Genomic DNA, 13,357 nt, shown 5'->3' with positions numbered 1-13,357 from the left:
CCTTCGGCTCACGTCATTCCAGGACCAGCAGCAGGTCCCCGCCTTCGACCTGCTGGACGGCGTTGATCGCGCGCCGTGACACCTTGCCGCCGGTGGACGCCGTGATCGACGCCTCCATCTTCATCGCCTCGATGGTCGCGACCGTGGCACCGGCCTCGACCTCGTCGCCCTCGGACACCTGCAGCGTGACCACACCGGCGAACGGCGCGGCGATCTGCTTCGGGTCGGACTTGTCGGCCTTCTCCGTCGCCGGGATGTCCGACGCGATCGAGGTGTCCCGCACCTGGATCGGGCGCAGCTGGCCGTTGAGCGTGGACATCACCGTGCGCACGCCGCGCTCGTCGGCCTCACCGATGGCCTCCAGCTCGATCAGCAGCCGGACCCCCTGCTCCAGGTCGACCGAGTACTCCTCGCCCGGACGCAGCCCGTAGAAGAAGTCCTTCGACGGCAGCACCGACGTGTCGCCGTACTGCTCGCGGTGCGCCTCGAAGTCCTTCGTGGGCCCGGGGAACAGCAGGCGGTTGAGCGTCGCGCGCCGGTTTTCGGCCAGCCCCTTGCGGTCCTCTTCGGACAGTTCTTGCACCGGCTTCGGCTGCGCGCGGCCTTCGAGGGCCTTGGTGCGGAACGGCTCCGGCCAGCCACCGGGCGGGTCGCCCAGTTCGCCGCGCAGGAAGCCGATCACCGAATCGGGGATGTCGAACTTGTTCGGCTCCGCCTCGAAGTCCTCCGGCGAGACACCCGCCCCGACGAGGTGCAGGGCGAGGTCACCGACCACTTTGGACGAAGGCGTGACCTTCACCAGGTGTCCCAGGATCCGGTCCGCGGCCGCGTACATCGCCTCGATGTCCTCGAACCGCTCGCCGAGGCCGAGTGCGATCGCCTGCGTGCGCAGGTTCGACAGCTGCCCGCCGGGGATCTCGTGGTGGTACACGCGGCCGGTGGGCGACGCGAGACCGGCCTCGAACGGCGCGTAGATCTTGCGCACGCTCTCCCAGTACGGCTCCAGGTCGCCGATGGCCTGCAGGTCCAGCCCGGTCGGCCGGTCCGAGTGATCGGTCGCGGCGACGAGCGCCGAAAGCGACGGCTGCGACGTCGTGCCCGCCATGGACGCGACAGCGCCGTCGACGGCGTCCGCGCCGGCCTGGATCGCGGCCAGGTAGGTGGCCAGCTGACCACCCGCGGTGTCATGGGTGTGGATATGCACCGGGAGGTCGAACTCCTTGCGCAACGCGGAAACCAGCCGCACCGCCGCCGGTGCCCGCAGCAGGCCCGCCATATCCTTGATGGCCAGGACGTGCGCCCCCGCGCCGACGATCTGCTCCGCCAGCTTGAGGTAGTAGTCCAGGGTGTACAGCTTCTCGGACGGGTCCGACAGGTCCGAGGTGTAGCAGAGCGCGACCTCGGCGACGGCCGAGCCGGTCTCGCGGACGGCCTCGATCGCCGGGCGCATCTGCTCGACGTCGTTGAGCGCGTCGAAGATCCGGAAGATGTCGATACCGGTCGCCGTCGCCTCCTCGACGAAGGCGCTGGTCACCTCGGTGGGGTACGGCGTGTAGCCGACGGTGTTGCGGCCACGCAGCAGCATCTGCAGGCAGATGTTCGGCACCGCCTGCCGCAGCTTCGCCAGCCGCTCCCACGGGTCCTCGGCGAGGAACCGCAAGGCGACGTCGTAGGTCGCGCCGCCCCAGCACTCCAGGGAGAGCAGCTGCGGTGTGGTCCGCGCGACGACCGGCGCGACGGCGAGCAGGTCCTTGGTCCGCACGCGGGTGGCGAGCAGGGACTGGTGCGCGTCACGGAAGGTGGTGTCGGTGACGCCGATGGTCGGCGACTCCCGCAGCCAGCGGGCGAAACCGTCCGGGCCCAGTTCGTCGAGCTTCTGCTTCGACCCGGGCGCGGGTTCGAGGTCCTTGGGCAGCTTCGGCAGCTTGACCTGCGGTTCGAGGGTGCGCGGGCGCTCGCCGTGCGGTTTGTTGACCGTCTTGTCGGCGAGGTAGGTGAGCAGCCTGGTCCCGCGGTCGGCCGAGTGGCGCGCGGTGAGCAGATGCGGGCGCTCCTCGATGAACGACGTCGTGACGCGGCCCTCGCGGAAGTCCGGGTCGTCGAGGACGGCCTGCAGGAACGGGATGTTCGTGGCCACACCGCGGATCCGGAACTCGGCGACGGCGCGGCGGGCGCGGCCGACGGCGGTCTGGAAGTCGCGGCCGCGGCAGGTGAGCTTCACCAGCAGCGAGTCGAAATGCGCGCTGATCTCGGTGCCGGAGAACGCGGTGCCGCCGTCGAGACGGATGCCGGAGCCGCCGGGCGAGCGGTACGCGCTGATCATCCCGGTGTCCGGGCGGAACCCGTTGGCGGGGTCTTCGGTGGTGATGCGGCACTGCAGGGCGGCGCCGCGCAGGTACACCTTGTCCTGGGAGAGCCCGAGGTCGTCGAGCGTCTCGCCGGAGGCGATGCGCAGCTGCGACTGGACGAGGTCGACGTCGGTGACCTCCTCGGTCACCGTGTGCTCGACCTGGATCCGCGGGTTCATCTCGATGAAGACGTGGTTGCCGTCCTTGTCGAGGAGGAACTCGACGGTACCGGCGTTGCGGTAGCCGATCTGGCGGGCGAACTTGACCGCGTCCGCGCAGATCCGGTCCCGCAGTTCGGACGGCAGGTTCGGCGCGGGCGCCAGCTCGATGACCTTCTGGTGCCGCCGCTGGACCGAACAGTCGCGCTCGTAGAGGTGGATCACGTTGCCCTCGCCGTCGGCGAGGATCTGGACCTCGATGTGGCGCGGCTCGACGACGGCCTTCTCGATGAACACCGTCGGGTCGCCGAAGGCCGACTCGGCCTCGCGCGCGGCGGCCTCGATGGACTCGCGCAGCTGTGCGGGATCCTGGACACGGCGCATACCGCGCCCGCCACCGCCGGCGACGGCCTTCACGAAGACCGGGAAGCCGATCTCCTCGGCCGCGGCGACCAGCGCGTCGATGTCGGAGGACGGTTCGGAGGAACCCAGCACCGGAACGCCGGCCTCGCGTGCGGCCTTGACCGCGCGGGCCTTGTTCCCGGTCAGTTCGAGGATGTCCGCGCTCGGCCCGACGAAGGTGATGCCCTCGTCCTCGCACGCGCGCGCGAGGTCCGGGTTCTCCGAGAGGAAGCCGTAGCCGGGGTAGACGGCGTCGGCGCCCGCCTTCTTGGCGGCGGCCACGATCTCCTCGACCGACAGATAGGCCCGCACCGGATGACCGGGTTCGCCGATCTCGTAGGCCTCGTCGGCCTTCAGCCGGTGGAGCGAATTGCGGTCTTCGTGCGGGAACACAGCCACCGTGCCCGCGCCGAGCTCGAATCCGGCGCGGAACGCGCGGATGGCGATCTCACCCCGGTTGGCGACCAGTACCTTGCGGAACATGCCGGTCCTTCCCATCTTCGGATCGGTAGGTGAGGCACGTTACCTGCTAGCTCCCGGAGGGCGGGAGTTGTTGCCCAGGTGATGGACGTCATCCCCGCCTGAGTTGCGCTCCCGGGCTCTGCAGCAACCGGTTCGCGGTGCCCTCGTGGACACCGGTCAGGACGTCCACCGAAGCGGTGTCCACAAGGGCCTTCGCGACGTCCGCCGCCGAGACCTCGGGGTGCAGCGCGCGATACAGCGCGGCCACCCCGATGACGTGCGCGGCCGCCGACGACGTCCCGCTGAGCACCTTGGCGCCACTGCCTCCGGCGTTGGGTCCCGGCACGTCGACGCCGGGGGCGAACAGGTCGACGACCTCGCCGTAGTTCGAGGTCGACCCGACCTGGTCGCTCGCGTCGGTCGAGCCGACGGTGAGCGCCTCGGTGACCCGGCCGGGTGAGAACCCGCCCGCGTCGGTGGCCTCGCCACCCGCCGGGAGGGCGACCGGGACGACCGCGGCGAGCGCGCGGACGGCGGCGTCGAGCTGGTCGTTGGGCGCGCCGCCGATGCCGAGGACGGCGACCGCGGGCTGTTTCGCGTTCTGCGTCACCCAGTCGATACCCGCGATGATCTTGTCGGTCGAGCCGCCGCCCTGGGCGTCGATCACCCGCACCGGGACGATCTGCGCGCCCTTCGCGACGCCGAAGGTCTTCGACGCCGCGACGCCCGCCAGATACGTCCCGTGACCGTTGGTGTCGGAGGTGTCCGAACCGCCGTCGAGGAAGTCCTTGCCGGGCTTCACGCGGCCGCCGAAGTCCGGATGCGCGGCGTCGACACCGCTGTCGATCACGTAGACGCTGACGTCCTTGGCGTCGGTGTCGTAGTGATAGAGCTGGTCGAGGCCCGTTCGCTGGTCGATCCGGTCCAGGCCCCAGTTCGGCGGGTTCTGCTGGACCTCCGTCGCGGAGGCCGGTTGCGCGGCCGCCGTCACCAGCAATGCCGAGCAGGCCAGCGCACCCATTCCTCGTACCAGTCGAATGATCATGCCTCGGGCCTACGCCTGTCACCCGCCGGTGGCAACCTCAACCTTCGGTCGTCACCCGATCGGTTGGGGCTGGTCGGAGGTGTCCGCTGACCGTCGAACGCGGGAAGCAGACGAGCGCGTCGAAGGCGTCGGCGACGTCGACCGGATTGAACATATGCGCGTGACGGATGCTCTGGGGCCCTTCGGTTCCGCGCTTCGGACGGAGGTCCACCAAACCCGGGCCTTCGATCTCGGCGCTTCCCTCGGCCGGGGCGTCCAGATCTTGTTCGTACACGGTGAAACCGAGCCGGGCGGCGGGATCCGGCTTCAGGCCGGTGGTCTTGCCCTCGACGGCGGTGAGCGCCAATGCGAAGTAGTCGTCGCCGAACTCTGTGGCCAGATGCGTTCCGGCCGCCGGCGCGGAGAGACCGGGGATCGGCGAGAACGGCACGCGCTGCAAGTGTCCGTTGTGGAGCATCAGGACGATCTTCGTGTCGTCCCCGTGCAGCCGCCGGATGAGCCGGACGGTCTCGGCCATGTACGCGTCGCGCGAACCACTCTGCAGGGCAGGGGCTTCACCGGCCATCATCGCGGCGATCTCGCCGAGGTAGGCGTCGATGCGCAAGGCGCCCTTGACGTGGTGTTCGGCGACCGCCTGCGCGTCGTTGTCCCCGTACACCGGGCGCAACGACGTCAGATGCGAGTCGAGCCGGGCGAGTGCCGCGGTGGCCTTGTCTCGCGCGGCCGCGTCGAGGGCGGCGTACTTGGCGGGCGATTCCGCGCTGCTGACCGACGCGTACCCCTTGGTCGCCTCGATCGCCGCGTCCACCAGGCTCGTCGCGGGCTCGTCCACAGTGGACAAGTAGGCGCGGACGGCCTCCAGCGCCGGCACGGGAGAACCCGCGGAACTCGGGACGTCGAGGCCGTAGTACCGGACGTCGCCGCGTTCACGAAGCCACGTCAGCATCTCGTGCGCCTCGGGCGACTCGCCGAGGGAGAAGGTGAAGCCGTCACGGCCGACGTCGGCGACGTCGCCGGGTGCGCCCCGGAGCCAGTCTTCGACGAGCTTGCCCTCGGCGAAGCCGGATTCGAACCCGACCACACTGAACCCGTGCTGCTCGACGAGATGCCGGAGCAAACGATTGCGCAGGTCGCCGAACTCGTGGATGTGGTGGTTGTTCTCGCCGATCGCGACGATCTTCGCGTCCCCGACGAGCTCGGCGATCCGTGCTGGGTCTGACATACTGGGCACCCTAACGCAACAGGAGTAGCAATTGGCAACCTCCGGTACCCAGCGGCCCGGCGGCCGGACCGAACGCACCCGCCAGTCCGTCCTGCACGCCACCCTCGACCTGCTGGCCGAACGCGGCTTCAGCGAGCTGACCGTGGACGCGGTCGCCGAGCGATCCGGCGTGCACAAGACCACCGTGTACCGGCGCTGGTCGTCCCCGGACGGACTCGTCGCCGCCGCACTCCAGATGGGCGCGGAGGACGACTGGAAGGCACCCGACACCGGGTCCCTCGAAGACGATCTGTACGAGGTCGCGGCGGAGGTCGTGCGGTACTTCACCGAACCGGCGCTGAAAGAACTCCCGACGGCTTCGGTCCTGGCGGCGTTCCAGTCGCCTCCGGCGGCCGAAGCACTGCACGACTTCTACCAGGACCGGCACGAACGGATGGCGCCGATCGTGGAGCGCGCCATCGCGCGGGGCGAAGTCCCGCTCGGCACCGATGGCGACGACGTGATCCGGGCGGTCTGCGGGCCGATGTTCTACCGGCTGTTCATTTCACGGGAGGGCGCCACTCTGGCGGACGCGCGGATCTCGGCGCGAGCGGTGGCCGTCGCGGCGCGGGAGGGCGCGTTCCTTCCTCGCATTTAGAGGACTAAATGCGTTTCGCGCGGAGGTGGCGCGCTGGGGAGGCGGTGTTGCGAAAGCCACTTTCGCAACGTTGAAGGTTGCGAAAGTGGCTTTCGCAACGCCTCACCTGGGGCCAGGGGCGACGCGGTCGTACCACGCATTTAGAGGACTAAATGCGTTTCGCGCGGAGGTGGCGCGCGACCGCGCTCTGTGGTTGAGGACAGTTTTGCCCTCAACACCAACGACTTCCGGGACCAGACTGGGCTCTTCGTGCCGAGAGAGGGAGCCCGTCATGACCGAAGACGTCCGGAACAAGCCGCTGGAAATGCCGCGCCAGCTCAAGTTCATCCGCGTCTTCCTCTGGATACAGGCGGTCCTCAACGTCCTCGTCAGCGCGCTCGTGACCTCCCTCGCGATCAACGAACTCGACCACGGCAACGAGGAAGCCGGTCTCGCGCTGGCGCTGGCGCTGCTCGGGTTCGTGGTCGCCGCCGTGCTGATCGCGTGCGCGATCCGGATCTCCCGCGGTTCGGCCTGGGTGCGGCCGACGATCATCACCGTCGAGGGGCTGACCGTGATCATCGCGGTGATCGGCCTGATCAACGGCGGCCCGATCACCCAGCTGATCGGGATGGGTATCGCCATCGGCATCATCATCACGCTCAACAAACCCGAAGAACGCGCCTGGTTCACCCGCTGACGAGGTCGATCCGGTAGCGGACTTCGGAAAGCAGGACGTCTTCGCCGGGCATGGTGTCGGACTTCGTCGCCCCGTCCGGCACCCATCCCGCGGCGGCGTAGAACCGTTGGGCGCGTTCGTTGGAGTCGAGCACCCAGAGCGTCGCCGACCGGTGTCCCGATTCGCGTAGCGCGGCGACCGCGGTGTCGTGCAGCAACCGGCCCAGCCCCGTCCCCCAGTGTTCCGGGTCGAGGTAGATCGCGCGCAGTTCCCCGCGGATCCGGTCGACGGCGGTGAAACCGAGAAGCGAGTCTTCGTCGACGAGGACCAGGATGTCGCCCTGGTTGGCGGGATCGGCGAGGGTCCGCTGCCACCGCGCGGCCCGGCCTTCGACCGAGAGATCACGCAGGTAGACCTCGGGCATCAGGCCCCGGTACGCCGACTGCCACGACCGGACGTTCACCTCGGCGATGGGCCAGGCGTCGTCGACGGTCGCGGTGCGGATCCTGGCCATCGTCATTCCCCCGCGGGCGTTTTCCAGGCCGCGAAGCCGGTGACGACGACGAGCGCGAGCACCGCGCCCAGCGCGATCTCCCAGCCCGTACCGGTCACGGAAGAACTGCTCGGAAGCGCGGAGTACAAAAGACCGACGACGCCGATACCGCCGCCGGACAGTCCGGCGAGGAACGCGACGCCGAACACCGGCGGCCGCACGAGCGCGCCCAGCACACTCCCGATCAGGAACAGCACCGCGACCACGAGGTAGATCGCCGCCTCGTCGGCCCGGCTCGACGAGTAGTCCAGCAACTCGCCGGCCTCCACCGACAGCCCGGTCGTAACGGTGACCCCGAGCAAGACCGACACCACGGCGAAAACGTCACGGGGTTTCCCCAGCCGGAGCCGGAAACTCCGGTCACGCCGCACCGAGACCAGGGCCAGGACGGCCGCGACGATCAGCATCAGGTCGGGGATGGTGAGCACCACCGACCCCATCGGGATCATCGAGACCATCGCCACGCCGCACAAAGCGCCCGGGCCCGCCAACCGGCGGGACCGCGGAGCCAGCATCGCGACGCCCGCGGAAAGCGCGACGGCTGTGAGAGGAAGGACCGTCCAGCCGCCCTTTTCGAAGAAGTTCTCGAGGGTGCGGCTGAGGCTCAGCACAAGGACGAGCATGAGCACGCCGGCGGCGATGGCGAGCACTCCGGCACCGGTCGCCAGGCGATCCGGACCAGGGCCCGTCGCGGTGGCTTCCTCGCGCCGTACTGGTTCCTGGACCGGCGCCGGTGGCTCGGGGCGAGGACTGGAGATCACCACCGGTTCGGGTTCCGGCGTCGGCTCCGGAACGACCCGCCCTTCCACCATCACCACCAGTTCCCCGGTCGGCCCGGTGACGGTGATCCGCCCGTCGAAGGCGCCGGTTTCCGCGCGGTCCAGCGAAATCTCGGCCCCGTCGGCGACCTCGGTCACGAGCAGCCAGGGATGTGACGACGCGAACCGGCAGATCCTCGCGATCGGCGGCCCATCCAGCCGGATCCGCGCCACCGCCGGGGTCCCTTGGACGATCTCACCGAACCGCAGCACCTCGGTCCCGGCCCGGACCCGCGCTTCCCGCCGGGCGAGGTCGGCGGCGTCGGCGATGTGCTGGATGTCGGTCTGCGCCATCGAGGTGAGGACTTCGTAGGCGCCGATGGCGACGGAGAGGTTCTCGCTCAGGAGACGTCGCCGGAGTTCCGTCACCGCGCCGAGGCGGGTGAACATGTTCGGATCCTCGCTCGCCGCGCGCAGGTCGGCCGGGACCGGTGACGGTTTGATCCGGCGGCGTCTGCTCCGGGCCAGGTACAGCTCGCCCTGCATCTCGATGTCGCGGCTGGGCGTCTGGTTCGGATTCCGCTCGCGGACGCTGTCGAACAGGTAGTCGTAGAGCTCGCTGAGCGCGATCCAGCCGTCTTCGTCGCGGTCGGCGTCCCCGGTCCGGAGCCCGTCGACCAGCGCGGACGTGAACACCGACGGCCGGGCGTGGTCGTCGGCGAGATGGTCGCCCTCGAAGGCGTACTCGATGGAGTTCGACGCGGTGATCACCGCGCGGCCCCGGCCGCCGAAACCGCCGCCGGGGAAGGCGTCGAGCACGTTGGCCTCTCCGGTGGCGCGCACCGCGACACCCTGGCTGAACGCCCCGCCGTAGCAGCAGTCCAGCAGCAACACGATGCTGCGCGACCGGCTCATCCGCATACAGCGCTGGACGAAATCGGCGGGGACGGCGCTCGACGCCAGCCGCTCCGGGCGGGTGTTGCGGGCGGCGAAGAACAGCTCACCCGACTCACTTTTCAAGCCATGGCAGGAGAAATGCACCAGGAGCACGTCGTCGGGCGCGCTGTCGGCGAACAGGTCCTCGACCCGGCTCGCGATCACGTGCGCGGTCTCGTCGCGGACCACCTGGACGGCGAACTCGCTGATGTTGCGATCCGCGAGGACCTCGGCCAGTGCCTCGGCGTCGGCCGCCGGGGACCGCAGCGCGCTCAGCCCGGGGTTGTCGTACTCCCCGTTGGCGATGATCAGGGCACGCCGCTCGCCGGTCATGGCGCCGAATGCCTGCTCACGAAGAGGTCGACGAGTTTGTCCTGATCGGAGAGGCTCGCTTCGGACAGTTCCAGCACGTCGCCATCGATCTCCAGCCGCACGGTGCGTTTCACCCGCCCGCCGCGCGAGAGCCATTCCCGCACGGCCGCCACCACCGAACGCAGGCCGTCGGCGGATTTCCCCAGCGTGACCAGCAGCCCGCCGGCCGTCGCGACGTCGAACCCGCGTGACCCGGGCGGCGCCTCACCGGCGGGCAGCGCCTTGACGTCGGCGACCCCGCGTTCGATCAGTTCCCCTCGGAGATACCCGGCAAGCTGGTCGACGCGTTCGGCGTCGGCACCGTCCTCACCGAGCTGGACCCGCACCGATGACGTCATCCCCGGCCTCCCTCGCCCGCACAGAACAAGGGAACCCCGGTGCCCGCCCGGCGGCAAGGTCCGATCGGGCAGAGATGTCCAGGTCAGCTTTTTTCCAGGTACTCCACGCGATCTTCGTCGACGACGTCGGCGATCAGATGCGCGAGCCCCAGGTAATTCCCCAAGGCCGGGTCCTTCTCGACGATTTCCAACGAACGGGCGCGTGCCTCGGCGATGACGTCCTCGTCGCGCAGCAGCGAAAGCAGTTTCAGGGTCGACTTCTTGCCCGACTGCGCGGCCCCGAGGATGTCACCCTCACGGCGCAGTTCGAGGTCCATTCTGGACAGTTCGAAACCGTCCGTCGTGGACTCGACGGCGGCCAGCCGCTCGCGGGTGGTCGTCCCGTCCAGGGTTTCGGTCACCAGCAGGCACAGCCCGGGCACGCTCCCCCGGCCGACTCGGCCGCGCAACTGGTGCAGCTGGCTGATGCCGAACCGGTCGGCGTCCATGATCACCATCGCGGTCGCGTTCGGCACGTTCACGCCGACCTCGATCACGGTGGTCGCCACGAGCACGTCGAGGTCGCCCTTGGAGAACGCCTGCATCACGGCGTCCTTGTCGTCGGCGGGCATCCGGCCGTGCAGCACGCCGATCTTCAGGCCCTTCAACGCTCCTTCGGCGAGGTCCGGAGCGACGTCGAGCACCGCGAGCGGTGGCCGCTTGTCACCCTTGTCCGACGCCGGTTCGTCGCCGATGCGCGGGCAGACGATGTACGCCTGGTGTCCCTTGCCGCATTCCTCGCGGACCCGCTGCCACGCCCGGTCCAGCCAGGCGGGCCGCTCCGCGACCGGCACGACCGACGTCGCGATCGGCGACCGGCCGACCGGCATCACGCGCAGCGCGGAGATCTCCAGATCGCCGTAGACGGTCATCGCGACCGTGCGCGGGATGGGTGTCGCGGTCATGACGAGCACGTGCGGACTGGTCTCGTCGGAGCCGCGGGAGCGCAACGCGTCCCGCTGCTCGACGCCGAACCGGTGCTGCTCGTCGACCACGACCAGCCCGAGATCCGCGAAGGACACGGTGTCCTGGATGAGCGCGTGCGTGCCGACGATGATCCCGGCCTCGCCGCTGACCGTCTCCAGCAGCGCCTTCTTGCGTTCCTTGGCGCCCATCGACCCGGTCAGCAGCGTCACCCGGGTCGCGTTCTCCGCGCCGCCGAGCTGACCCGCCTGCCCGAGGTCGCCGAGCATCTCACGCAGGGAACGGGCGTGCTGCGCGGCGAGGACCTCCGTCGGCGCGAGCATCGCCGCCTGCCGCCCGGAATCGACGATCTGCAGCATCGCGCGCAGCGCCACCACGGTCTTGCCGGAACCGACCTCGCCCTGCAGCAGCCGGTTCATCGGATGCTCGGTGGACAGATCCCGCGAGATCTCCTCGCCGATCTCCTCCTGGCCCGAGGTCAGCGCGAACGGGAGCCGTTTGTCGAAGGCGTCGAGGATGCCGTCTTCGGTGCGCGGTGAGGCCTTCGCGGGCCGGGAGACCAGGGAATGCCGCCGCTGCGCGAAAATCAGCTGCACCGCCATCGCCTCGTCCCATTTGAGCCGGTGGCGCGCCGCGTTCAGCGCCTCCCAGCTCGACGGGCGGTGGATGCCGCGCAGCGCGCTTTCCAGGTCCGGCAGGCCGTACTGGGCCAGCAGTTCGAGCGGCATCGGGTCTTCGTCGACCTCCAGCACGTCCAGCACCTGCCGGACGGCCTTGGCGATCACCCAGGTCGGGATCCCTTGCGCCGCCGGGTAGACGGGGATGATCTCGGCGAGGAAGTCGTCCATCGCCTCGGGTGCGCGCTCCGCGTCGAAGAGTTCGTACTCGGGATTCGCGAGCTGCAGGACGTCGCGGAAGGCGGTGACCTTCCCCGCGAACAGGCCGTTCTTGCCGGGGACGAGGTCCTTCTCGCGCCAGGCCTGGTTGAAGAAGGTGCACTGCAGACGGCGTTTCCCGTCGGTGATCACCATTTCCAGCAGGGTCCCGCTGCGTGCCTTCATCCGGCGCTTGTTGACGCGCTCGATCCGCGCCATCACCGTCGCGTGTTCACCGAGTTCGAGTCCGGCGATGTCGGTGAGCTGACCACGTTCGGCGTAGCGGCGCGGGTAGTGGCGCAGCAGATCGCTGACCGTCTGGATCTTGAGACCCTTGTCGAGCGCTTTCGCCGTCGCCGCGCCCACGACCAGCTTGAGGTCCGCGCGCAGGTTGGTCATGCGGTCACTCCACCCCCATCAGCAGCACGGCGTCGGACTGGCCGCCGGCGTAACTCGTCAGCTCGATCTCGGGATGTTCCAGGCGGAGCTGATCGGCGAGCTCGCCGGGCAGCCGGACCGGCACGTCGACACCGGTCAGCACGGTGACCAGCTCGCCGCCGAGGGCCAGCATCCGGTTCAGCACACTGACCGCCGCCGCGACCAGGTTCGTCTCCGAGGCGGGCGCCGGCTCGATCAGCACGACCTCGCCGTCGACGAGGCCGACGACGTCTCCGGCCTGCGCCCGGCCCACCCAGGTTAGCGACTCCTCCCGCGCGATCCGCAGTTCGCCACGCCTGGTCGCGGCGGCCGCTTCGGCCATCGCGACCACGTCGTCGTTGGTACGGCGGTCCGGATCGTGCACGGCCAGCGCCGCCAGCACCTGAACGGGGGAAACGCACGGGATGACGACGACGTCGCGGTCCGCGGCCATCGCGTGGCCGGCCGCCGCGTCGGCCGCCGCGGTGAGCTGATGACCACCGGGGAGCACGGTGACGTGGTGCCCGGCGGCCTCGTTGATCAGGCCCAGCATCTCCTCGACCGTCGGCTCGACCCCCTGCGGCACGGACAGGACCGCGACACCTTCGGCCCGCAGCAGCTCCGCGAGCGGTCCGCCGTGGACGACGGCGACCACCGAACGGTCGATTCCACCCCCGACCTCGACCGGGGTGGGCGTGATGAGCGGCTCGACCCGGACCTTCCGGGGACGGCCGAGCTCGATCCCGGCCTCCAGCGCCGCGCCGATGTCCGCGCAGTGCACGTGGACGGCGAAGCCGCCCGCGCCGTCGCCCGCGACGGTGACGCTGTCGCCGAGGCCGCTGAGGGTCTTGCGCAGCGCGGGAAGGCTGTCCTCTTCGACGCCGTCGAGCAGGTACATGACCTCCCACGCCGTCGGTGCGTCGATCGTGGCGTGGACATGTGCTTCGAGCGGGTGTTCCGGCTCGGTGACGCCGCCGGAGATCACGCCCGACAGGGCGTCGAGGACCGCGACCAGACCGCGGGCACCGGCGTCGACCACGCCGGCCACGGCCAGGACGGGTAGCTGTTTCGGGGTCTCTTCCAGGGCCTCGGCGGCGACGCTCGCGGCCGTCGCGGCCACCTCTTCGAGTGACCCGGTCGCGCCGCGGACGGTCGCCGCGACGGTGTGGAGCACGGTCAGGATGGTCCCGGCGACCGGACGGCTCACCGCGCC

General features: G+C 69.8%; 10 protein-coding genes. 2 read left to right on the top strand and 8 right to left on the bottom strand.

Features of this window, described 5'->3' with window-relative positions:
• Positions 1 to 13: 13 nt before the first annotated feature.
• The 3 genes from H5J31_RS38155 to H5J31_RS38145 all read right to left on the bottom strand — a co-directional run bounded on the left by H5J31_RS38155 (position 14) and on the right by H5J31_RS38145 (position 5,637).
• Positions 14 to 3,391 (bottom strand): pyruvate carboxylase, encoded by a 3,378-nt coding sequence (locus H5J31_RS38155; RefSeq protein WP_181777522.1) that lies wholly within the window; start codon positions 3,389 to 3,391, stop codon positions 14 to 16.
• 88 nt (positions 3,392 to 3,479) lie between these two features.
• Entirely contained in the window at positions 3,480 to 4,415 is a 936-nt protein-coding gene (locus tag H5J31_RS38150; RefSeq protein WP_236005640.1) for a S8 family peptidase, read from the bottom strand.
• A 37-nt stretch (positions 4,416 to 4,452) separates the two neighbouring features.
• Positions 4,453 to 5,637 (bottom strand): erythromycin esterase family protein, encoded by a 1,185-nt coding sequence (locus tag H5J31_RS38145; protein ID WP_181777521.1) that lies wholly within the window; start codon positions 5,635 to 5,637, stop codon positions 4,453 to 4,455.
• Between the two features lie 31 nt (positions 5,638 to 5,668).
• On the opposite strand from H5J31_RS38145, the gene H5J31_RS38140 reads away from it, so the two are divergent.
• Positions 5,669 to 6,274: a TetR/AcrR family transcriptional regulator gene (locus tag H5J31_RS38140; protein WP_181777520.1), complete on the top strand. Its 606-nt coding sequence runs from the start codon at positions 5,669 to 5,671 to the stop codon at positions 6,272 to 6,274.
• A gap of 271 nt (positions 6,275 to 6,545) precedes the next feature.
• Positions 6,546 to 6,953, top strand: coding sequence for a hypothetical protein (locus tag H5J31_RS38135; RefSeq protein ID WP_181777519.1), 408 nt, complete (start codon positions 6,546 to 6,548; stop codon positions 6,951 to 6,953).
• Here H5J31_RS38135 and H5J31_RS38130 read toward each other — a convergent pair.
• From H5J31_RS38130 to H5J31_RS38110, 5 genes are all read right to left on the bottom strand, one after another.
• Positions 6,943 to 7,446, bottom strand: coding sequence for a GNAT family N-acetyltransferase (locus H5J31_RS38130; RefSeq protein ID WP_181777518.1), 504 nt, complete (start codon positions 7,444 to 7,446; stop codon positions 6,943 to 6,945). The genes H5J31_RS38135 and H5J31_RS38130 overlap by 11 nt on opposite strands.
• A gap of 2 nt (positions 7,447 to 7,448) precedes the next feature.
• On the bottom strand, positions 7,449 to 9,512 hold the full coding sequence (locus H5J31_RS38125; RefSeq protein ID WP_181777517.1) for a caspase family protein: 2,064 nt from the start codon (positions 9,510 to 9,512) through the stop codon (positions 7,449 to 7,451).
• Positions 9,509 to 9,889, bottom strand: coding sequence for a hypothetical protein (locus H5J31_RS38120; protein ID WP_181777516.1), 381 nt, complete (start codon positions 9,887 to 9,889; stop codon positions 9,509 to 9,511). The genes H5J31_RS38125 and H5J31_RS38120 overlap by 4 nt, the downstream gene beginning before the upstream one ends.
• 83 nt (positions 9,890 to 9,972) lie before the next feature.
• On the bottom strand, positions 9,973 to 12,126 hold the full coding sequence (recG, locus tag H5J31_RS38115; protein ID WP_181777515.1) for an ATP-dependent DNA helicase RecG: 2,154 nt from the start codon (positions 12,124 to 12,126) through the stop codon (positions 9,973 to 9,975).
• A gap of 4 nt (positions 12,127 to 12,130) precedes the next feature.
• Positions 12,131 to 13,357: DAK2 domain-containing protein (locus H5J31_RS38110; protein ID WP_181777514.1), on the bottom strand; the 1,227-nt coding region annotated here is incomplete at its 5' end.

The organism is Amycolatopsis pittospori (assembly GCF_013870525.1).
Taxonomy (GTDB): domain Bacteria; phylum Actinomycetota; class Actinomycetes; order Mycobacteriales; family Pseudonocardiaceae; genus Amycolatopsis; species Amycolatopsis pittospori.
This window is presented reverse-complemented; position numbering and strand designations above follow the sequence as displayed.

Bases quoted from the DNA above. Each gene is read 5' to 3' on its own strand.
- H5J31_RS38120 (WP_181777516.1), bottom strand. From the start codon at position 9,889: ATGACGTCATCGGTGCGGGTCCAGCTCGGTGAGGACGGTGCCGACGCC.
- H5J31_RS38135 (WP_181777519.1), top strand. From the start codon at position 6,546: ATGACCGAAGACGTCCGGAACAAGCCGCTGGAAATGCCGCGCCAGCTC.
- H5J31_RS38150 (WP_236005640.1), bottom strand. From the start codon at position 4,415: ATGATCATTCGACTGGTACGAGGAATGGGTGCGCTGGCCTGCTCGGCA.
- H5J31_RS38125 (WP_181777517.1), bottom strand. From the start codon at position 9,512: ATGACCGGCGAGCGGCGTGCCCTGATCATCGCCAACGGGGAGTACGAC.
- H5J31_RS38145 (WP_181777521.1), bottom strand. From the start codon at position 5,637: ATGTCAGACCCAGCACGGATCGCCGAGCTCGTCGGGGACGCGAAGATC.
- H5J31_RS38155 (WP_181777522.1), bottom strand. From the start codon at position 3,391: ATGTTCCGCAAGGTACTGGTCGCCAACCGGGGTGAGATCGCCATCCGC.
- recG (WP_181777515.1), bottom strand. From the start codon at position 12,126: ATGACCAACCTGCGCGCGGACCTCAAGCTGGTCGTGGGCGCGGCGACG.
- H5J31_RS38130 (WP_181777518.1), bottom strand. From the start codon at position 7,446: ATGGCCAGGATCCGCACCGCGACCGTCGACGACGCCTGGCCCATCGCC.